The sequence below is a fragment of the Myxococcales bacterium genome (assembly GCA_016720545.1).
GTDB lineage: Bacteria > Myxococcota_A > Polyangia > Polyangiales > Polyangiaceae > JAAFHV01.
Genome location: JADKKK010000005.1, coordinates 56,158 through 77,753, shown reverse-complemented (window position 1 = coordinate 77,753; position 21,596 = coordinate 56,158). Strand labels below are relative to the sequence as shown.

Below are 21,596 nucleotides of genomic sequence, written 5' to 3'. Positions count from 1 at the left end.
GCGCTCCGCCAGGACAAACCCGCTATACCCTGGGGCGCGATGGAACTCCTCGAGCGCCGCGTCTACCGCGGACCCAGCCTGTACGCGCACTTCCCCGTCATCCGGCTCACCGTCGACCTCGGCGCGCTCGAGGCTTGGCCGAGCGCGAAGCTCCCCGGGTTCAACGAGGCGCTGCTCGCGGCCATCCCGTCTCTGCGTGCGCACACGTGCTCGTACGACGACGCGGGCGGCTTCGTGCGCAGGCTCGAAGAGGACGGCGGCACCTGGCTCGGCCACGTGCTCGAGCACGTCGCCATCGAGCTCCAGCAGCTCACCGGGGCGAAGGTCGTGTTCGGCAAGACCCGCGGCGAGGGCGCCCCGGGCCGCTACCACGTCGTGTACGAGTACGAGGAGGAGCGGGTCGGCGAGGCGGCGGGCAACCTCGCGCTGCGCCTGCTCGAGCACCTGCTCCCGCGAGACCTCCGCGCGAGCGCGCCCAAGGAGGGCGAGGCGCCGTTCGACTTCGCGGCCGAGCTCGTCGAGCTCATCGATTTCGCGCAGCGGCGCCAGCTCGGCCCCTCGACGGGGGCGCTCGTGCGCGCCGCCGAGGCGCGCGACATCCCCTGGCTCCGCCTGAACGAGCAGAGCCTCATCCAGTTCGGCCACGGCAAGCACCAGAAGCGCATCCAGGCCACGGTCACCTCGGAGACCCGCCACATCGCGGTCTCCATCGCGTCCGACAAGGAGGAGACCAACCGCATCCTCGGCGATCTCGGCCTGCCCGTGCCGCGCCAGCGCGTGGTGCGCTCGGCGGAGGCGGCGGCCGCGGCGGCGTCGCGCCTCGGGTACCCGGTGGTGGTGAAGCCGCTCGACGCGAACCACGGGCGCGGCGTGACGCTCGACCTTCGCACGGGCGACGAGGTCCGCGCCGCCTTCGAGAAGGCGCGCGAGCACTCACGCAGCGTCGTGGTCGAGAACTTCCTCGGCGGGTTCGACCACCGCATGCTCGTCGTGGGCGGCGAGCTCGTCGCGGTGGCGAAGCGCGTCCCCGGGCACGTGGTGGGCGACGGCGATCACACGGTGGCCCAGCTCGTGGACCTCGTGAACGCGGATCCACGACGCGGGATAGGCCACGAGAAGGTGCTCACGCGCCTCGAGCTCGACGGCCAGGCCGAGCGCCTCATGGCCGCGCGGGGCGTCACCCCCGACACCGTGCTGCCGGCGGGCGAGGTGCTCTTTTTGCGCGGCACGGGGAACCTCTCCACCGGCGGGACCGCGATCGATCTGACCGACGTGGTGCACCCGGACAACCGCGAGATGGCCGTGCGCGCGGCGAACGCGATCGGCCTCGACGTGTGCGGCGTCGATTTCATTACAGCAGACATATCCGAGAGCTACCGCGAGGTCGGCGGCGGCATCTGCGAGGTGAACGCGGCGCCCGGGTTCCGCATGCACGTGGCGCCCACCGAGGGGAAGCCGCGCGACGTGGCGGGCCCCGTGATCGACATGCTCTTCCCCAAGGGGTCGGAGGCGAAGATCCCCATCGCCGCGGTCACCGGCACGAACGGCAAGACCACCACCGCGCGCATGCTCGCGCACATCCAGAAGATGAACGGCCACACGGTGGGGCTCTCCACCACCGACGGCGTCTACATCGACGGCGTGCGCACGGTCGCCGGCGACATGACCGGCCCCCAGTCGGCGCAGATGGTGCTGCGCGATCCTGCCGTGGATCTCGCGGTGCTCGAGACGGCCCGCGGCGGCCTGCTGCGCGCCGGAATGGGGTACCGGAGCTGCAACGTGGGCGCGGTGCTCAACGTCACGGCCGACCACCTCGGGAGCCGCGGCGTCGAGACCCTCGAGCAGCTCGCCGAGGTGAAGCGCATCGTCGTCGAGGTGGCGCGCGACTGCGCCGTCGTCAACGCGGACGACCTCCACTGCCTGCGCATGGCCGACCACACGCGCGCGGCCCGCATCGCGTACGTGACCATGAACCCGCGGCACGAGCTCGTGAAGAAGCACCTGCGCGCCGGCGGGCTCGCGGCGGTGCTCGAAGACGGCATCAACGGGCAGATGATCACCCTCTACGACAAGGGCTCGCACCTGCCGCTCTTGTGGACCCACCTCATCCCCGCCACCATCGAGGGCAAGGCGCTCCACAACGTGCAGAACGCCATGTTCGCGGCCGTGATGGCCTACGCGATGGGCGTGAAGGTCGAGAACATCCGCCAGGGGCTGCGCACCTTCGACACCTCGTATTTCCAGGTGCCTGGCCGCACGAACCTCTTCGACAAGCTGCCCTTCAAGGTCATCCTCGACTACGGCCACAACCCCGCCGCGATCTCCGCGATGACCGACCTCGTGCGGCGGCTCGACTGCAGCGGGCGCCGCATCTGCGTGCTCTCGGCGCCCGGCGACCGGCGCGACGAGGACATCCGCGCGATCGCGCGCATCGCCGCCGAGGCGTTCGACTTCATCATCCTCCGACGCGACGACGACGCCCGAGGGCGCGGACCGCAGGAGGTGCCGCAGCTGCTCGCCGAGGAGCTCGCGCTCGCGGGCTTCCCCAAGGAGCAGGTCGAGATCGTGATCGACGAGCGTGAGGCCACCGAGGCGGCCCTCCGCGCGGCCAAGCCCGGCGATCTCGTGCTGCTCTTCGCCGACAACATCTCGCGAACGTGGAAGCAGGTCATCTACTTCAAGCCCGAGTGGCTGGAGCGCGTGGCCTCGCCGGCCCCCGCGGCGCCCGCCTCCACGACCGACGGCGGCGTGAAGGGAGGCCTCTACGCGACCGACGCGACCGAGGTGCCCGACGCAGCCACTCTCGGCGCTGACGGCCTCACCGTGATCGAAGACGAGCGCGGCGTCCGACTCGCGCGCGAGCAGGACGACTGAGCCCGCCCGCGCCCATGCTGCTCGTCGACGCACGCCGGCTCACAGGCCCGAGCCACCTCGCCGGGGTGCCGCTCGTGCTCGTGGAGCTCGCGCTCGACGCGGGCGAGACCGCCGCGCGGGCCCTCGCGCTCTACCTCGAAGAGCTCGGGCGCCTCCGCGCCGCCGTGGGGCTCGCCCCCGAGGTCGACGTCGTGACGCGCGAGCACCGCGGCGGGTGCGTGTTCGGGTACCCCGCGCCGATCGACGAGATGCTGGCGTGCGCCGACATGAGCGAGTGGGCCGCCGAGAGCGCGTGCGCGCGCGCGCGGGGCGACGAGCCCCTCTCGGTGGACGACAAGCGCGACGAGATCACGGCGGCGCTCGAGAGAGAGCGGAACCCCGCGCGCGCGGCGCTCCTCGAGGAGGCCGAGCGCCGAGGGCTCCCGGTGCTGTGGGACGACGAGCTCACGAGCGTCGGCCTCGGCTGCCGCTCGGTCTCGTACGCGAACGACGCCATCCCGGCCCCGAGCGAGGTCCCTTGGCGGAGGCTCGGCACCATCCCCGTCGCGCTCGTGACCGGCACCAACGGCAAGACCACCTCGTCGCGTTTGCTGGCGCACCTGGCGACCCAGGCGGGTTTTGCCGTGGGCTCCACGTCGAGCGACGGAGTCCTCGTGGGCGGACGCACGGTCGAGGAGGGCGACTGGACGGGCCCCGCCGCCGCGCGCCTCGTGCTCCGGGATCCCTCGGTGGAGCTCGCCGTGCTCGAGACCGCGCGCGGGGGCATCCTGCGTCGCGGGCTCGCGGTCGACTCTTGCGACGCCGCGCTCCTCACCAACGTGGGCGCCGACCACGTCGGCAGCTATGGCATCGACGACGTGAACGCCATGACCCGCGTGAAGGGCGTGGTCGCCGAGATCGTCCCCGCGTCGGGCACCGCCGCGCTGAACGCGCACGATCCGAACCTCGTCGCGTTCGCCGAAGGCCTGCGCGCGCGCGTGGTGCTCTTCGCCGATCTCGACGGGCCACGCCTCGAGGGCATGGCGGCCACCCGCGAGGCGCTCGCACGTCACCGCGCGGAGGGCGGCGCGAGCGTGGTGGCCGAGGGTGGCCTCGTCGTCCTGCACGAACCCTCCGGTCCCGCTCGCACCTTTGGTTACATCAACGACCTGCCCATCACCTTCGGCGGAGCCGCCCGGTACAACGTCGAGAACGCGCTGGGCGCCGTGGCCGCGGCGGTGGGCCTCGGGCTGCCCGACGACGCGATCCGCGCGGGCCTCGCGACCTTCCGAAACGAGGACAACCCGGGGCGCGGCCAAGTGCTCGAGCGCGGCGGCGTCCGGGTGCTGCTCGACTTCGGCCACAACCCCGAGGGGGTGCGCGCCGTGATGTCGCTGGCGCGCGCGCTGCTCGCGGAGCGCGGCGGCCACACGCTCACGGTGATCACGGGCAGCGCGGGCGACCGCCGCGACGCCGACGTGGAGGGCATCGCGCGGGCCGTCGTCGAGGGCGGCGCGACGCGAGTGTTCCTTCGCGAGATCGCCGGGTACCTGCGCGGGCGCGCGCCGGGCGAGGTGCCGGGGCTGCTCCGCCGCGCGTTGGTCGAGGCCGGGCTCGACGAGGGCTCGATCGCGCTCGCCGAGGGCGAGGTCGACGCGCTCGACCGCGCCATCGCCACGTCTGGCCCAGGCGATCTCGTGGCGCTGCTGATCCACGTGGAGACCGAGGCCGTGCAGGCGTACCTCGCGACCTCACGCCCTACGTGACGCGCGACTCACGGCGATCGGGGTGGTGCGGGCCAGCGGCTTCAGCTATCCCTAAACGGTCGTTCGGGGGGGCTCTCGCTCGCGTTTCGCGCTCTCGCGCTCACTCGGCTCGCGCCCTTCGCCTGGAGTCTCGCCCGTGAAGATGCCCCGCTCGGTCTCGCTCCTGCTCTTGGCCTCCGCGTTCGTGGTCGCGTGCGGCGCCGCCGGCGAGACCGCCACGGAGGGCGAGGGCACGCCCGAGACCCCCGGCGCCACGCCCGCGGGCACGGGCACGCCCGGCACGCCCACCTCCGACGCCTCCGCCCGCCCGGACGCACGCGCTTTTTTGGACGCCAGCACCGCCACCGACGCCGAGGCCCCCGACGGCGAGACCCCCGACGCCGAGGTCGCGGAAGACGCGGGGCCGCCCGAAGACGACGCCTCTCCGCCTCCACCCCCGCCTCCGCCCGTCGACAGCGGCGTGGTCGACTCAGGCCCGCCCGTGGTCAACTGCGGCACGGCCAACCCGGCGAAGGGCTTCATCACCTCGGTGTCGGTCACGGTCGGCGGCGTCGCGCGCACCTACTCGCTCACCGTGCCGACCGGCTACGTGAGCACCCGGCGCTACCCGCTCGTGGTCGGCTTCCACGGTGACGGCGGCAACGGCGCCGGGTACCGCTCCTCGTTCCCCATCGAGGCCCAGGCGGGCGCCAACGCGATCTTCGCGTGGCCGAACGGCACGAACAACCACCGCGGCCACTCGTTCGACCAGTTCAACAGCCCGCCGGCGGCGAACCCCGACGTCGCCTTCTTCGACGCGATGACCGCCGCCATCAAGCGGACGTATTGCATCGACGCGGCCCGGGTCTACGTGCACGGTTCGAGCGGCGGCGCGTACTTCACGAACCAGCTCGCGCGCTGGCGAAACAGCGCGATCCGCGCGATCGCGCCTCAGTCCGGCGGAGGGCCGTTCGGAAACGGCGCGAGCGATTTCGACCCGGCGACCGGCTCGCTCAAGCTCACGGGTCCCATGGCCGCGCTCATCGTCCACGGCCAGGCCGACACGGCGGTCGTGCCGGCCGAGGGCCTGAAGAGCCTCGCGTATTGGCGCCTCGCGAACGGCTCCACCGCCGGCGACACGGCCACCACGCCCTCGCCCTGTCGCCGCCAGAACGGCGGCACCAAGCGCCTCGTGTACTGCTCGATCCCCGGCCTCGGCCACACGGGGTGGAGCGGCGCTCCGGCCGCCATCTGGCAGTTCTTCGCCGCCAACTGACACGTCCGCGCTCGCGGGCCGCACGCTCGCGGGCCCGCGACGAGGCCGCGGCTACTTCTTGAGCGAGACGCTCGCGACGAGCGCGTCGAACTCGGCGCGCGCACTTTTTACGCTCTTCACGGGCCCCGTGAGCTTGAAAAAGTGAGGCATTCCGGTCGTTTGGATGATCGCACCGAGCATCGCCCAGCGCTCGTCTTCCCGCCCCTCGCGCCCCATGCCGCCGGCGAACTTCCCCTCGACCTCGACGATGGCGACCGCGAGCGTGCCCACGGTGCGGGTGGACTGCTTCGCGGTCTTCGCGCCCTCGGGCCCGAACTGCCCAATCCAGCGCTGGGCGTTGGCCTCCACCGAGCCGCCCGCCTGCATGATGGTGAGCTCCGCGTCCTCGGTGTCGCCCGGGGCGCGCGGCACCCGGTACGTGGCGAGCCGCATGGTGCTCGCGTTCGGGACCTGCTGCCAGCGCGCGGGCGCCTTCCACGACAGCGCGCTCGGCGCGACGTCACCGACCGCGCCCGGGCCCATGCCCATGCCCATACTGGCCGGATCGCCGGCGCCGGTGGGCGGGTGCCCCGGCGGGAGGCCTTCAGACCCCATGCCCCCCATTCCGGGACCGCCAGGCGGCCCGGACGGGCCCATGAGCCCGCCCGACGGCGGCTGCGGCTGCTGCGGCGGGCTCTCCGCGATGGGCGGGAGCGGGGCCGCGGGCGCAAAAGAGCGACCGGCGGCGAACGAGCCGGCCCCCACGAGCATCGCGATGCCGAGCATGGTGGTGAGGCTGAAGCGGACGGGCTCCGACGCGGCCGGCGCCACGCGCTCGGGCTCGCGCTCCGAGGCGGGCTCCTCCGGCTCGTCGGCGTCGGGTTCTTCTTCGGGCGCCGCCGCGCCCCGGGGGTCGTCGGTCATTCGGAGCGGCTCGGGAGCGAGGGTGAGCTCAGACACGCGGCGCACGCGGAGTCGAGCCCGTGGGTCTCGCGGGTCGAGTCCCAGCGCGGCTGCCGTGGGGGGATCGGGGTGTGCACGCGCCGATCTCTACCACGGGGCGGCGGACGACGCGCCTCGTAGGAGCCACCGCCGGCGAGGCCACGATGGCTCGACCGCGCGGGCGCCCCTGCCGCACGCTTCCTGCTAGAGTCCGCGCGTGCCGACGATCTTCACGCAGGGCGACCTCTTCGCGGAAAAAGACCTGAACGCGTACGCCTTCGGCGCCACGTCGTCGGGGCACATGGACGCCGGCATCGCCGTGGCCTTCAAGAAACGGTGGCCGCGCCTGGAGACCGAGTACGCCGCGCGCTGCGCCGACGGGCGGTTTCACCTCGGCGACGTGTTCGCGTTCGTCGACGGCGAGACGACGGTGTACACGCTCGCCCTCCAAGAGCACTGGAAGGCCAAGGCGAAGCTCGCCGCGCTCAGCCGGGCGATGACCCGCGTCGTGGAGCTCGCGACAAACGCCGGGGTCCTCCGCATCGGCCTGCCACGCGTCGGCACCGGCCTCGGTGGCCTCGAGTGGCTGCGTGTGAAGAGCGTGCTCACGAAGGTGAGCGAGCACAGCCGCGTCGAGCTCGTGGTGTTCGAGAAGTTCGTGCGCGCGAAGCCTGCCTCCGCCGACGCGCCGCCGGCGACGGAGCTCCCGTGATAAGCCAGGCCGAGCTGAAGCGCCTCCGCGCGCTCCAGCAGAAGAAGTTCCGCGGCGAGTCGCGTCGCTTCCTCGTGCAGGGTCGCAAGGTCGTCGCCGAGGTGCTCGGCTCCTCGTTCCGCGTCGAGACGCTGCTCGCCACCGAGGAGACCGCCGCGTGGGTGCGCCCGCTCGCGGCCGAGCGCAAGATCCCGGTGCAGATCCTCGCCTCCCACGAGCTCGACAAGATCGGCACCTTCGAGAAGGGCAACGAGCTCATCGCGATCACGCACTCGCCCGAGGCGCCGCCGTTCCGCGCCCCGGAGCCGAACGAGCTCATGCTCGCGCTCGACGGCGTCCGCGACCCGCGCAACATGGGTGGCCTCCTCCGCATCGCCGACTGGTTCGGCGTGAAGCGCGTCATCTGCAGTCACGACTCGATGGAGGTGCTGAACCCCAAGTGTGTTCAGTCCACCATGGGCTCGCTCTTTCGCGTGGAGGTGCGCTACGCGAACCTCGCGACCGAGCTCGCCGCCTGCGCCCAGGCCGGGGCCCATGTGTACCTCGCCGACATGGGCGGGACGCCGGTGTTCGAGGCGAAGCTTCAGCGCCCCGCGGTGCTCGTGCTCGGCAGCGAGTCGCACGGGCACTCCGACACCGCGAGCTCGACCCTCGCCGACGCGACGGTCATTTCGATTCCGCGGATCGGCGAGGCCGAGTCGCTCAACGTCGCCATGGCGGCCGCCGCGCTGTGCACCGAGTTCGCGCGGCAGAGTCAGGCCGGATAGTCAGGCCGGGTAGAGCGCCGCGCAGCGCTCGGCGCAGCGCGCGCCATCCATCGCCGCCGACACGATGCCGCCCGCGTACCCCGCGCCCTCTCCGCACGGGAAGAGACCGCGCACCTCGGGGTGCTCGAGGCGCTCGGGGCAGCGGGGGATGCGCACGGGCGACGACGTGCGCGACTCGACCGCGACCACCACGGCCTCGCGCGTGAGGTAGCCGCGCAGCTTCTGCCCGAACGCGCGGAACCCGAGCTTCAGCCGACGCGCCACGTCGGCGGGGAGCACCTCGTCCACTCGCGCGCTCACCACTCCCGGCAAGTAGCTGCACCCAGGCAGCGTGGTCGAGAGCCTGCCCTCGACGAAGTCGACGAGCCGCTGCGCCGGCGCGGCCTGGGTGCGACCCCCCGCCACCCACGCGGCGCGCTCGACGGCGCGCTGGTACGCGACGCCAGCGAGCGGATCGCCAGCACTATCTCCTCGTATTTCCACAACAATTCCACTATTGGCGTAGGGATTGTTGCGCTTGCTCGGGCTCCACCCGTTGGTCACGATCTCGCCCGGCGCCGTGGCGCACGGGGCGATGACGCCGCCCGGGCACATGCAGAACGAGTACACCCCGAGCCCCTCGATCTGCTCGACCACCGAGTAGCTCGCCGGCGGCAGCGCTGGATCGCGGGGGGTCGCGTGGTAGCGCAGGCCGTCGATGAGCGCCTGGGGGTGCTCGACGCGCACACCGAGCGCGAATGGCTTGTATTCTACACGTATGCCCTTGGCGACCAGGAGGTCGAACACGTCCCGCGCGGAGTGCCCCGTGGCCAGCACGAGGCGCGTCGTGGGGATGCGCTCGCCACTCGCGAGCTCGACGCCGGAGACCGCGCCGGCCTGGAGGAGCACGTCGGTCACGCGCGCGCCGAAGCGGACCTCGCCGCCGGCCCCTACGATCGCCTCGCGCATGGCGGTGACGACCCCCGGGAGCTTGTTCGTCCCGATGTGCGGGTGCGCGTCGACCAGGATGTCGGGGCTGGCACCGAAGGCCACGAGCGTGCGGAGCACCGCGAGCACGTCGCCGCGCTTCTTGCTGCGCGTGTAGAGCTTGCCGTCGCTGTAGGTGCCGGCGCCGCCCTCTCCGAAGCAGTAGTTGCTGTCGGGATCGACCACGTGCTGCTGGGTGATCGCGGCGAGATCGCGGCGGCGCGCGCGCACGTCGCGACCGCGCTCGAGCACCAAGGGCCGGAGCCCGAGCTCGATGGACCGGAGCGCCGCGAAGAGCCCCGCCGGGCCGCACCCGACGATGACCACCTCGGGCCGGCCGGTGACGTCGGGGAGCTCCACCGAGGGGGCGCGCTCAGCCTCCCTGGGGCCGGCGAGGTCGTCGGGGCCGCGCAGCTCGACACGGAGGTTCACTCGCGGAGGCCTCGCGCGCCCGTCGATCGAGCGCCGCACGACGACGGCCGAGACCGCCGAGCCGGGCGCCCACCCCGCGGCTCGCTCGGCGGCGAGCTTCACGCTCGCGTCGTCGTGCGCCGAGCGCGGGGCGAGCACGATGTCGACCAAGCGAGGAGCACCCGATCTCATGGGTCAGACCTGTAGCACCACCGGGCGCCCCGCGGCGCGCGCGCGACGTTCTGCCGTTTTCTGTGCGGCGCGGGGCGAGGGGTCTACTCTCCGAGGGTGCGCCGGGAACAGGTATGGAAGCTGGTGGCCGAGTCCCTCCGCGCGGAGTTCGGCCGCTTGCTCGACGTACGCGACGTGCGACGCGTGAGGCGCGTGGCAGGCGACGCGTGGACCGTCAGCGTCGTGCTCGCCGCGCCCTCCGGTGATCTCCACGTCGCGGACCTCACCGTCGACGACGCGGGAGGCATGTCGCCGGCGCTCGACGGCGACGACGTCATCGGAGCGGTGCGACGCTCCGACGCGGCAGCCGAAGGAGCCGGCGAGCCCGACGCGATGGCGGGCTTCGGCGCGGAGCTGGGGGCCGAGGAGGACGTCGGCCTCGACCTCCTCGAGGATCTCGAGCAGCCGGTCGAGGTGCGGGTCGCCGCGGCGCTCGGGCGGGGCGACGCGGCCTCCCTCCAAGAGGCTCGCGAGCTCTTGCCGCGCATGCTCGCGGATCACGATCAGCGCGGAGGCACGCTCCTCACGATGGCGGAGCTCGAGGTGAAGCTCGGTGAGCTCGGCCTCGCGCGGGGGTACCTCGAGGCGGCGGCGCGCGAGTTCGCCGATCGCTTCGACCTGAACGCCCTCGAGAAGGCCGCGGCCCTCGCGCTCGCCCTCGACGGGCCCGACGCCTTCACCGGCTCGGCCGTGCACACGCTGCTCGAGCAGAGCCGCGCGCGGCTCACGCCCATCGCCGCCATCTTCGACACGCGCAGCTTCCGCGAGCTCGGCGCGACGCTCCGCGACCGCCTCGCGCAAGCTGTGACGTCCCGCACGCTCGCGCCCGGCGAGAGCCTGGTCGTCGAGGGCGATCCCTCGGAGAGCGTCTTCGTCGTGAAGAGCGGCCTCGTCGGGGTGTGGCTCGAGAAGCCCTCCGGCGGCTCGTGGCTCGTGCGGTGCTGCTTCCCGGGTTGGCTGCTCGGCGAGTCGAGCGTGCTCGCAGCCGTGGACCCGCGCTGCACCGCCACCCTCCGCGCCGAGCGCGTGAGCGAGGTGTGGGTGTGCCCAGCGCCCGTCATGCGCGAGCTCATGGCGGCCGACCCCGGGTTCGCGCAGCGCATCGCGGAGACCAAGCAGCTGCACCGCATCGACTCGTTCTTCTCGATGCACGAGACCATGGGGCAGCTCGACGTGCTCGTGCGCGACGACATCCTCTCGTGCCTCCAGCGCATCGAGTCGTTCGAGGGCGAGGTCACGCTCTCCGCCGCGGGCGAGGTGCCCAAGGTGGCCTGCCTCGTCGCGCGAGGCGGCATCGCGCTGTTCGAGGAGGGCAAGACCGCGCCCCTCGCGGTCGTGGAGGCCGACTCGTTCTACGGCGTCCGCGACGCCATCCACCAGATGGCGCCCGCGGTGACGGCGATCGCGCTGCCCGGGAGCACCATCGCCTTCTTCGAGGGCGCTCGGCTGCAGCGCCTGTGCGAGCGGAGCGCCGAGAACGTCATCGCCGTCCTCGAGCGCCTCGGCTAGCGGTCCTTCACGCGCGCCGCCCGGCGCGGCGGTGCGGCGAGAGGACCGCCGCACCACCCAGCCTCGATCGTAACCACCTAAAACAACACAACATTCGGCCCGCCCCTGGTCGCACACACGGCGCGGGCCCGCGAGTCGTGCGTCGGCGACGCCGAACACGAACGGCGCGCGGGCGCCCGCACGAGCACCGGCAGCTCTGATATGCTCGGCCGACGCCGCGCGCTCACGCGAAGGGACGGCGGAACTTGGCGCCAACCACTGGACCTGCATGACACACGGCCTCGAGCACCTGGTAGAGGAGGGCCTCGTCGCCGAGGTCTTGTCGCGACTCAAGAGCGGCAAAGAGGCCGACGTGTACCTCGTGCGCTTCGGCGGCCGGGTCGTCGCGGCGAAGGTCTACAAGGACGCGGCGCACCGCAGCTTCAAGAACAACGCGGACTACAAAGAAGGGCGCGCCGTTCGCAACACGCGCTCGCAGCGCGCCATGGAGCGTGGCTCGAAGTTTGGGAGGGCGGCCGCGGAGGACGCCTGGAAGACCGCCGAGGTCGACGCGCTCTACAAGCTCCACGCGGCGGGCGTGCGCGTGCCCACCCCGGTGATGTTCATCGAGGGCGTGCTGCTGATGGAGCTCGTGCTCGACCGCGCGGGCGCGCCGGCGCCTCGCCTCGTCGACATCGACCTCGACGCCGCGCAGGCCCGCGCGGGCTACCACGACATGCTCGCGCAGCTCGTGAAGATCCTCTGCTGCGACCTCATCCATGGCGATCTCTCGCCGTACAACGTGCTGTGGAGCGGCCAGGGGCCGACCGTGATCGACTTCCCCCAGATCGTGTCGGCGTCCCACAACAGCCGCTCGGAGGCGTTCTTTCGCCGCGACGCGCGGAACATCCTCGACCACTTCGCCGCCGTCGATTCGAGCCTCCGCGCGCGGCACAGCGACGTCGACGAGATCTGGCGAGCTTACCTCCGGCGCGAGCTCACCCCTGACTTCTTGCCCACAGGGCGAGGCGCGCGATGGCCGGAGCGCCCCGCGTTTGCGCCGCGACCGGCGCCGCCGGGGAGTCCACGCACTTCGGCGCTCGGCCGCCCGGCGCCGCGAGCGCCGGGCGCGGGCGGCCCTTCGAGGTCGCCTCCGCGCCAGGCGAGTCACGGCCCCGCGAGTCACGACGGCTACGCGAGTCAGCCAAACCACCGGGATGGCCAGACCAGCCAGGCCAGCCAGGCCAGCCAGGCCAGCCAGACCAGCCAGGCCAGCCAGACCAGCCAGGCCAGCCAGACCAGCCAGGCCAGCCAGGCCCGTCAGGGCGGCCAGTCTCGCGGGGGCCACGCGCCCAAGCAGGGGAGGCGACCCGCGCCGGTCCCGAGCCGCGAGCGCGCCCCGGAGAGAGGGGCCGGGGCCGACGCTCCGCCGCGCGCCCCCGTCGACGTCCGGCACGGCCGACCTCGCCGTCCCCCAGGGCCGGAGGTGATCGTGCTCGCGCGCCGACCGAGCCCCCCGAGCCCCGCGTTGGCGGCGCCCACGAGCGAACCCACGGCAGCCCCCACGCGCGCCCTAGCTCCCTCTCTCTCGCCCTCACTCTCTCCCGCATCCACGCAGTCCGACGGGGCCGAGGCGCCGCGCCGACGGCGACGAAGGCGGCGCAGGTCGACCGCCTGAATCGCTACTTTTTGTCTTTCTTGTCCTGACCTTGCGACTCCTCGAGGAAGGCGGCGAGCAGGGCGTCACGCTGCTCGCGGGCCACGTCCTCGGGGCTGCGCGCGGCCTTCGCCAGGCGGTCGGTGTACTGCTCCCAATTGACCTGGCTCGTGCGCTCCCCACCGGCGCGGGTGGGCTGCGCGGGGACAGGCGCCGCCGCGGGAGGTGACGGTGCGCGCGGCGCGTTGACGATCTCGACCGACGGTGGCGGCGGCACGGTCGAGTCGGTGCGCGAGATCACCGGCCGCTTGGCGACGGCCGCCTTCGCGATGCCGTACGACTGTGGCGGCGGCGTGGGCTCCGCGATCGGACGCACAGAGGCCGGCGGCGGCGTGGGCTCCGGCGCCGCGGGCTTGGTGAGTCGCTCGGCGTACTCCTGCCAGCTCACCTGGTTTGTGCGGTCCTGCTGCACGGGCGCCGCTCGCGGCGCGGGCGCCGCTCGCGGCGCGGGCGCGGGCGCGGGCGCGGGCGTCGGCTCGTTGCGAACGTCGAGCCGCACGCTCTCGCCACGAGGCTCGTCGCGGAGAGGTAGGCGCTCCGAGCCGGGCTGCTTGCCGCTCGCGCGGGCCAGCGCTTCGTCGATGCGGGACGGCTTCACGCTGCGCGGCGCGGGCGTGCCCCCACGAGCGAGCACCTCGGCGGCGCCCGCGGAGATCGCGGGCTCGTTTCGGGAGAGCGGCGGTGGGGTCTCGCGGCGCACGGCGGGCACCGAGCGCGGCGGCGCCTCGTCGGGCTCGAGGCGAGGATCGAGGCGGGGATCGCGGGGCGACGTCACCGTGGCTACGGAGAGGCGCGCAAGGGGCGGGCGCTCCGGCTCGCTGCGAGGGTCTTCGATGCGCGGGATCCGATCGCGCGACAGGCGGCGTGGCGCTGAGTCCGCGGGCGCGCTCACCGGTGCGCTCACGCGTGGCGCGCTCACCGGTGGCGCGCTCACGGGCGGTCCGCTCACAGGTGGCGGTCCGCTCACACGCGGTGCGCTCGAGGGCGGCGCGCTGGCGGGCGTGCTCGCGGGCGGCACGCTCAGGCGCTGCTCGCTTACGTCGGTGCGCGGCAGCTCGACCGAGGGGCGGCGGACGCCGCTGGCGTGCACGCCGCTCGCCTCGGGGCGCGCGTAAGCGGCCGCGCTCGGGCTCGTCGGCGAGGGCCGGCTCCGCGGGGCCTGCGCCTCCTGTGGACGCCCTGTGGGTGGGGGCGCCTCACGGAGCGGATCGCGAACAGCCGCGCGGCGGGTCGCCGCGGTCGCTGCGACGACGAACGAGCGCATCGCGCGCAGCTGTTGGTCGTCGGCGTGCACGGCGCGCAGGATGAACTTCGTGCCCCCGGCAGCCGGCACCCCGAGGTCGACGTCGAACGGCTCCGCGAGGAGCTTCGCGTCGCGGTCGTACATGATCTTCACGGGCGGCCGCGCGAAGTTCATCGGCAGCTCCGGCGTCGCCATGACGACCGCGAGCTCGCCGGTGCTGAGCTCCACCATGGTGCCCGCCGGATAGACCCCGAGCGCGCCGACCAAGAGGCGCACGAATGCGCTCTCGGTGGCTTCGGTCGCGCGGTTCATCAGCACCTGCAGCGCGTCGTCCACGCTGAGCGTCCCCTCGGGCCCCGCCGCGCGAAGCTCGCAGAAGGCCCGCGCGATCGACAGGATTCGGCTCAGCACGGTGGCGGTGCGACGGCCACCGTACAGCGGCCCCATCCGGTGCGCGCGGCGGAGCCACCAGGCCTCGAACATGAGCGCGCCGCGCAGTCGCGCGGGCGGGTGGAGCTTGCCCATCGCGGTGCCCACGACCACCGAGCTGGCGGGCACGAGGTCGAGCTCGTCGTCGTTCAGCTTGCGCGCCACGCCCCCCATGCCGACGCTGAGGCGGGCCTTGCCGGCGTCCAAGAGAAGCGCGGCCATCGCGGCGTTCGCGAGCAACACGCGCTCGGTCGTCAGCTGCCGCGCCATCGCCACCGTGAGGATCGCCGTGCCGACGGCGATGGTGGACGGGTCGACCGCCGGGCCGCCCTGCGACGCGAGCGAGACCAGGAGTCGACCGTCCTCGTCGGCGTGCGCGACGATCTTCTGGGCGAGGCGCTTCACCCGGCGAGGCAGCCGATCCTCGCCGCGCTGGACCTCGGCGAGCATCGAGCGCACGGTCATCACGGCGGCCGCGTACGTGCGCGTCACGCGCTCGGACGGCGACAGCTCTTCGACGGCCCCCGCCTCGAACTTGCCCTCCGAGACGGTGACGCCCGGGATGGCCACCTCACGGAAGCGCGCGCCGAGAGAGCGGTCGCGCCAGACATCGGCCAGGCGCCCGCCGAGGAGGACGACGTCCGCCGAGCCTAGCGCGCGCGCGAGCGTGATCTCCTTCACGTTGCAGGAAGCGAGCAGCGTGCCAAGCTCGACCGCGATCGCGTGCGCCTCACGCGATGTGCGGAGGATGGCCCCGTTGACGAAGACGGCGTCGCCCATGAAGAGCACCGTCACGTCTTCGCTCGAGGCGTGCCGGCAGCACTCGAGCACCGACTCGATGAGCGCCTTCGACGACGCCGTCACGCTCTCGTTGTTGGCGCTCGTGTGGAGAAGGCAGCCCTTCACGAGGCGGTAGAGGCCTTGGACGACCGCGGCCGAGGCCTCGCGGAGCGCAGCCGTGCGCTTGGGGGTGCCCGGCTTCGGAGCGGACGCCATGGTCACGGGCCCCCCCGCGACCCGCTCGCCGTGGCGGCACCCGAGCGACGCGCCACGATCGCCGCGAGCGCGTGCTCGGCCGCCTCGCGCACCGCGTCGGAGTTCCACCAACGCTTCTTGGCGGCCGACGTCGCCGCCTCGATGGCCTCCGCCGAGGACGACGATTCGCGCAGGATGTCGGCCGCCAAGGCGCGGGTCGCCTCCGCGCGCTCCGTCGGCACGAACTGGTATTTCATCAACACTTCCGAGCACACGGCGTCTGCTCGAGCGGCGTTCAGCTCCCACAAGGAGCGCATCCACAGGCGCCGCTCCTCGATCGGAAGGTCGTGAAACGTAGGAGCCTGGATGCGGAGCACGAGCGTCGGGCCGGCGAGCGCGAGTCCACGCCCCACGACGAGCCGCAGCGTCTCGCGGCGCACCTCGGCCTTGTCGCTGTCGAGCATGCCCTTCACCTCGACGCGCACTTGCTCCTTCTTCTCGTCGCCCATGTGCATGAGCGCCTCGAGGCGCACGGCGAGGTGGGAGCTCGTGAGGCCACGGTCGAGGGCCGCGAGCGCGGCAGCGCTGTTCACCGCGCCGACGAGCTTGAGGATCGCCACGCCGAGGTCGGGCCCGCACGTCCCGAGGAGGTCGCCGAGCTTCGCCTCGTTTCCGTTGACCCAGCGCCTCATGTACTTGAGCAGGACGGCTCGGAGCGGCTCGGAGCGGACGCCATCATAGCATGAGCAGCACGGGAGCAGCATCGAGTCGTTCCCGAGCAGGTCGAGCGCCTTGGCGACGCCGACGATCAGCGAGGAGTCGATCGCGACCTCGAGGCTCTCGTCGCGTGATTGCTTGGCGAGCTCCTGGAACACCGCGGAGAGCGTGCTGAACGGCAGCATCACGCGAGCGATCGCCTGCTCGAGCTCCTCGCGCTCATCGGGGCGCCGCTGGCCGAGCGCGCCCGTCAGTGCCTCGAAGAGCTCGAACACCGCGGCGTGCGAGTGGAGCGCGAGCTGGTCTACCGTCCACTCCCGGAGGGCGTCGTCGAGCTTTGGCGCGTCGCCGCGGTTCCTCGCGAGGAGGTAGCCGTCCGCGAACGCGTCCGCGAAGCGGTCGCGCCACTTGTCCTCGCTCAGATTCATCTGAGCGCCGAGCGTCGCCCGGGTGAGGGGGTCCACCGAGAGCGCCGCCGCCGACTCCCCGCTCGCCTTCAGCTGGGCGGCGAGGTTGAGCTGCGCCGCGCGGTTCGCGAGGGAGTCGTCCTGCTCGTCGCGGTCGAGCTCCGCCATCCGGGCGAGCTCCCGCGTGACCTCCATCGCGTCGGCCATCGAGTCCGCGTCTCCCTCGCCGGAGGCGAACGAGTCGATCGCGACGTACGCGACGTGCTCGAAGCGCCGGTCCCACAGCGCGGTGACCGAGTCGTCCTCCGCGGAGGAGGTGAGCGCAGACACCTCGCGCACGAAGATGGCCACGAGATCGCGAAACTCGTCCTCGGTGATGCCTGGGAGTAGCTGGATGCGTCGAACGCCGTCGCCGAAGAGCTGATAGGGGATGCGATCGAACGGCATGCGGTCTGGCGCCCAGATGCTCGCGCCGTGGGAGAAGAACCCGGCGACCGCCACGTCCCAGAGGATGTCGCTGGGGAACGCGGTCAGCGAGTCGACCGCCTGCTCGAAGCCCGTGCGGAGGCTCCGCGCCGAGTTCGGGTGGTTCCACCCGTACTGGCGCACGTCCGACAGGCACACCCCCACGAGCTTCCAGATGTGGGTGAGACGTTCCCGTACGGCCTTCTTGCCCTCTTCGGAGAGCTCCTCTCCGTCGGCCCCCACGACGTTGCTGCGCACCTTCATGCCCCGGGCTTCCTTGCCGGGGGCGGAGGCGCCCATGAGGCCCGCGCGCAGGGCCGCGAGGAGCCCGCGCAGCTCGCCGAGCATGGAGCGCGCGTCTTGGAAGCGCCGCTCACGCTCGTAGGCGAGCGCGCGATCGACGAAGGCGACGAGCTCCACCGGGAGGTTGGGCGCGACGTTCGCGATCGACGGCGCGGCCTGGGTGGCGGCCAGCACGAAAGACTCCGCCTCGGTGCGCGCGTCGTTCAGCTTGTGCCCCGTGAGCGCCGTGTAGAGGCACGCGCCGACCGACCAGGTGTCGGAGCGCCCGTCGACCTGGTCGACGAGGCCGAGCGCTTGCTCGGGCGCCGTGTACGAGGGCGTACCGATCGCGGTGCCGGCTCGGGTCGCGTCGGCGGTGTTGGCCTGCCCCTCGCGCAGCCGGGCCACGCCGAAGTCGAGCACCTTCACGGCGCCGTCGGTGGAGAGGAAGATGTTCGCCGGCTTGATGTCACGGTGCACCACGCCGACGTCGTGGCACTGCGCGAGCAGGTCGAGCACGGTGTCGAAGATCTCGAGGGCGCGCTCGGGCGGGAGCGTGCCACCCGCCGCCACCCGCGCGTCGTGGAGAGTCTCGCCGTGGAGCAGCTCCATCACCAGGAACGGCTCGCCCCGATCGCTCGTGTCGTCGTCGACGACCGCCACGCGCGCCGGGTGCTCGACGCGGTTGGCGATCTTCCCCTCGCGGAGGAAGCGCTCGCGAATGGACACGTCGTTCAGCAGATCGGCGGCGAGGATCTTGACCGCGGCGCGGGTGCCGTTTCGATGCGTGGCCGCGAAGACGCTCGCCATGCCACCCACGCCAAGCAGGTGGTCGAGGGTCCACTTCGCGTTGAGCGCCGAGCCGACCCGCGCGCGCGCCGCCGCCTCGGGATCGAACGTGGGAGGGTCCACCGACATGGAACAGCGGAAGAATACCACACGATTATGCCTGGCTTCGACGACCTTCGGTGAGCGCCGCGGAGCTGACCGCGCGCGCAGTGCTGGTCGACGGAGCGACCAGCGCGACCGCACCGCGACCGCAGCGCCAGCGGACGGGAGCTTTGCGGGACGACGCGCGCGCTGGCACCATGCGGCGATGAGATTCGCCCCGCTCGCCTGCATCGCCTTCGCCGCCCTCGGGACCGCCTCCATCGGGTGCACCGTGGAGACCACCACCGGAGGCGGGGGTACCCCCAGCACGCCGCCCGCGACCATCACGGTCGACGAGACCTGCCGGCGTCTTCTCGCGGCGCAACGCCAGCGCAAGGCCGACCTCTCCTGCTTCCCCGCGAGCGAGGTCGCCAAGTGCGAGACCAACTCGTTCGACCCCTGCAAGCAGAACAGCGCCCAGAGCATCAAGGACAACGGCGCCGATCCCGCGAAGGTCGACGCGTGCGTCACCGCCGTGAAGGCCGCCGCCGACTGCGCGGGCGTCGACGCCGCCGGGAAGTGCGGGTGATCAGGCGGCGGTGAGCCTGAACGTGCGGAGGAACGCCGCGAGGTCGCGCCGCAGGTCGAACACGACCTCGCACGTGGCGACCGTGACGCCCCGCGCGTCCTGCAGCACGGCGGGCAGGTGGGTCATCGTGTGGGCGAGCGCCGCGACGCGGACCGTCTTCTTCCCCAGGAAACGCGCGCGCTCCCCGTCGTTGGCGACGAACGTGAAGTCGTAGCGCAGCTCGCCTGCGCCGAGCAGGTCGAGCTCGAGCGTGCCCTCGAGCGGACACCGCGCGCCGTAGCCCTCGGCGAGGACCTCGCCGTCGATCGCGACCCGGGTCGTGCGCGCGAGCTCCGTGAGCGGGCCCGAGCGCGCGCGGAGCGAGAACGAGATGGGTCGGCGCGTCGCCTCACCGACGCGCTGGAACGTGCCCGCCATGGTCTCCTCGAAGGCGAGCACCCGGCCTGCTTCACCGGCGGCCCGCGAGGGCGACACGGGGCCGAGGCGATCGAGGCGGCCGTCCAGCTGCTCGGCCGCGCGGAGGGCGAGCGCCATGATGGTCATCTGAGGGTTCCGCCCGAGGCTGGACGGCACGGCGCTCCCGTCGGTCACGAAGAGCCCGGAGACGTCGTGCGCCTCGTTGTCGGGTCCCACGCACGAGCGGCGCGGATCGGTGCCCATGCGGCAAGTGCCGAGCGGGTGGTACGCGGTGACCTCGAAGTCGCCCGCGCGGAGGCGCATGCGGCGCAGCCTGTCGAGATCGGCCTGGCTGCGGATCTCCTCGCAGCCATGGGCCATCGGGAGCACGCGCTCGGCCCCCGCGCGGAGGAACACGTCGCTCAGCACTTCGATCCCGCGCTGCATGCGGCGGAGGTCATGCTCGTTCAGGTCGTACGTGATGAGCGGAGAGCCTCCCGGCCCACGCCGCACCTGCCCGCGGCTCGTGTCCTGGATCATCAGGCCGAAGCTCGCGAGGTTCGCGTAGCGCTCGACCACCTCCATGAAGCGCCGACCGACCCACGGCATGGCGATGGCCGCGACGTCGAGCGGGGCCGAGGCGCCCTCGAACATGAGCCCTTCGTCCGCGTACTGGTCGATAGCGTAGCTCTGCGGAATGCCACGGGACATGTCGATGGTCTCGTCGAAGAGCGCCATCACCTTGGTGGCGGGGTGAATCGAGAGGTTCTTGCCGAGCATGCCGGAGCGGCCGCACAGCCCGCTGTCGGCGAGGAGCATCGGGGTCTGCAGCGTCCCCGCCGCGACGATGACCGCCTCGGCTCGCACCTCGAGCGTGCGCCCAGAGGCCAGCCGGGCCGTGACGCCGCGGGCGCGCCCGTCTCGGACGTTCACGCGCTGAACGCGCGCGCCGGTGACGAGCTCCGCGCCTCGCTTCAGCGCCTCCGGCACGTAGCTCACGTCGGTGGAGCGCTTCGCGCCGGTGGGGCACCCGAAGCAGCAGAGGCCCTGCCCGTCGCACCCGGGCGCGTTGCGCATGAGCGGTCCGTGCGCGAGCCCCAAACGCTCGGCGCCCCGCGCGATGACCCTCGCGGAGCCCCCAAGATACGCGCGCGGCGCGACCTCCACCTGGAGCATGGACTCGACGCGCTCGTAGTAGGGGGAGAGGTGCTCGGCCGCGAGCATGGTGAGGCCGTGCTCCTCGCCCCAGCGCGCCAGCGTCGCGTCGGGCGCGCGGTAGCACGTGCCCGAGTTCACCGTCGTGCTCCCCCCGACGCCGCGCCCCGCCATGACCGGCGCCGCGACGTTGCCGAACGCCACCGTGGAGCCGAGGCCGAGGTACATGTTTTTGTACGCGGTGGTCGGCCGGCCGTCGAAGTCGGCACGCGTGGTGAATGCACCGTCTTCCAAGAGCAGCACGGCGCGCCCCCGCCGCGCCAGCTCGTAGGCCGCTGCGGCGCCGCCGGCGCCGGTGCCGATCACCACCACCTCGCAGGCGAGCTCGAGGTCTTCGGTGACGGCGGCACCGTCGGTGACTTGGGAGCGCCACGCCGCGCGCTCGACGACCTTGGGGCCGGACGGGGCATACGCGCAGCCCACGTGGGCGTAGGTCTCGGGGTGGTCGAAGTGGGCCGACTTCACCAGCGTGAGGAGGGCGCGCAGCGCCCAACGCTCGTGGCGCGAAGGGCTCTCGCCCCAGGCCTCGACCGCACGAATGCGGCGGTCGAGCGGCAGCGCGGAGAGCCGGCCGCCGTGGCGCGGTACGGACCACAGCTCGGCCGCCCAGAGGCCCGCGCGGGCGGCGCGGGCGGCCGGCTCCCCGAGCTTCGACAGGAGCGCGTCGAGCCTGGCCACGGTCGCTTCGCTTCCACCCGGCATGCGCCCGCCGAGGCTCGCGAGGCTGGGCAGCGCGGCCTCCGCGAGCGCGAGGGCGACGCGACGTTCGGCCGGCGTGAGCACCTCGGCGCGGGAGCTGGCGGAGACGCCGGGGGCGGGGGGAGCGGGAGGAGCGCCCGCGGCGCTCGCGGAGATCGGGCCCGCGAGCGTGTCGCTCGGCATCGCCATGGGGGAAACCTTCTCGCTGGGGTTGATTCGTTT

At 72.8% G+C, this 21,596-nt stretch carries 13 protein-coding genes; 8 read left to right on the top strand and 5 right to left on the bottom strand.

Annotation, left to right across the window (positions count from 1 at the left end; all coding sequences use genetic code 11):
- The first annotated feature begins 39 nt into the window (after positions 1–39).
- The 3 genes from cphA (at position 40) to IPQ09_12070 (ending at position 5,874) form a co-directional block, all read left to right on the top strand.
- Entirely contained in the window at positions 40–2,874 is a 2,835-nt protein-coding gene (gene cphA, locus IPQ09_12080) for a cyanophycin synthetase (protein ID MBL0194943.1), read from the top strand.
- Positions 2,875–2,888: 14 nt separating this feature from the next.
- Positions 2,889–4,619, top strand: a complete 1,731-nt coding sequence (locus tag IPQ09_12075; GenBank protein ID MBL0194942.1) for a hypothetical protein — start codon at positions 2,889–2,891, stop codon at positions 4,617–4,619.
- A gap of 136 nt (positions 4,620–4,755) precedes the next feature.
- Positions 4,756–5,874: a hypothetical protein gene (locus IPQ09_12070; protein ID MBL0194941.1), complete on the top strand. Its 1,119-nt coding sequence runs from the start codon at positions 4,756–4,758 to the stop codon at positions 5,872–5,874.
- 51 nt (positions 5,875–5,925) lie between these two features.
- On the opposite strand, the gene IPQ09_12065 is transcribed toward IPQ09_12070, so the two are convergent.
- Positions 5,926–6,813, bottom strand: a complete 888-nt coding sequence (locus tag IPQ09_12065; GenBank protein ID MBL0194940.1) for a hypothetical protein — start codon at positions 6,811–6,813, stop codon at positions 5,926–5,928.
- 199 nt (positions 6,814–7,012) lie between these two features.
- On the opposite strand from IPQ09_12065, the gene IPQ09_12060 reads away from it, so the two are divergent.
- Positions 7,013–7,507, top strand: a complete 495-nt coding sequence (locus tag IPQ09_12060; protein MBL0194939.1) for a macro domain-containing protein — start codon at positions 7,013–7,015, stop codon at positions 7,505–7,507.
- Complete coding sequence (locus tag IPQ09_12055; protein ID MBL0194938.1) at positions 7,504–8,274, top strand: RNA methyltransferase; 771 nt, start codon at positions 7,504–7,506, stop codon at positions 8,272–8,274. The genes IPQ09_12060 and IPQ09_12055 overlap by 4 nt, the downstream gene beginning before the upstream one ends.
- Here IPQ09_12055 and IPQ09_12050 read toward each other — a convergent pair whose 3' ends face one another.
- Positions 8,275–9,843, bottom strand: coding sequence for an FAD-binding protein (locus IPQ09_12050; protein ID MBL0194937.1), 1,569 nt, complete (start codon positions 9,841–9,843; stop codon positions 8,275–8,277).
- Positions 9,844–9,939: 96 nt separating this feature from the next.
- On the opposite strand from IPQ09_12050, the gene IPQ09_12045 reads away from it, so the two are divergent.
- Both IPQ09_12045 and IPQ09_12040 read left to right on the top strand, forming a co-directional pair.
- Complete coding sequence (locus IPQ09_12045; GenBank protein MBL0194936.1) at positions 9,940–11,391, top strand: Crp/Fnr family transcriptional regulator; 1,452 nt, start codon at positions 9,940–9,942, stop codon at positions 11,389–11,391.
- A gap of 268 nt (positions 11,392–11,659) precedes the next feature.
- Entirely contained in the window at positions 11,660–13,048 is a 1,389-nt protein-coding gene (locus IPQ09_12040) for a hypothetical protein (protein MBL0194935.1), read from the top strand.
- A gap of 4 nt (positions 13,049–13,052) precedes the next feature.
- Here the strand turns inward: IPQ09_12040 and IPQ09_12035 are convergent, their stop codons facing one another.
- Together IPQ09_12035 and IPQ09_12030 are read right to left on the bottom strand one after the other, a co-directional pair.
- On the bottom strand, positions 13,053–15,755 hold the full coding sequence (locus IPQ09_12035) for a hypothetical protein (GenBank protein ID MBL0194934.1): 2,703 nt from the start codon (positions 15,753–15,755) through the stop codon (positions 13,053–13,055).
- 2 nt (positions 15,756–15,757) lie between these two features.
- Positions 15,758–18,523: a serine/threonine protein kinase gene (locus tag IPQ09_12030; protein MBL0194933.1), complete on the bottom strand. Its 2,766-nt coding sequence runs from the start codon at positions 18,521–18,523 to the stop codon at positions 15,758–15,760.
- Positions 18,524–18,701: 178 nt separating this feature from the next.
- Between IPQ09_12030 and IPQ09_12025 the strand changes: the two genes are divergently transcribed.
- A complete protein-coding gene (locus IPQ09_12025; protein ID MBL0194932.1) occupies positions 18,702–19,064 on the top strand; it encodes a hypothetical protein in 363 nt (120 codons plus the stop codon).
- Here IPQ09_12025 and IPQ09_12020 read toward each other — a convergent pair whose 3' ends face one another.
- A complete protein-coding gene (locus tag IPQ09_12020) occupies positions 19,065–21,563 on the bottom strand; it encodes a GMC family oxidoreductase (protein ID MBL0194931.1) in 2,499 nt (832 codons plus the stop codon).
- Positions 21,564–21,596: the final 33 nt, after the last annotated feature.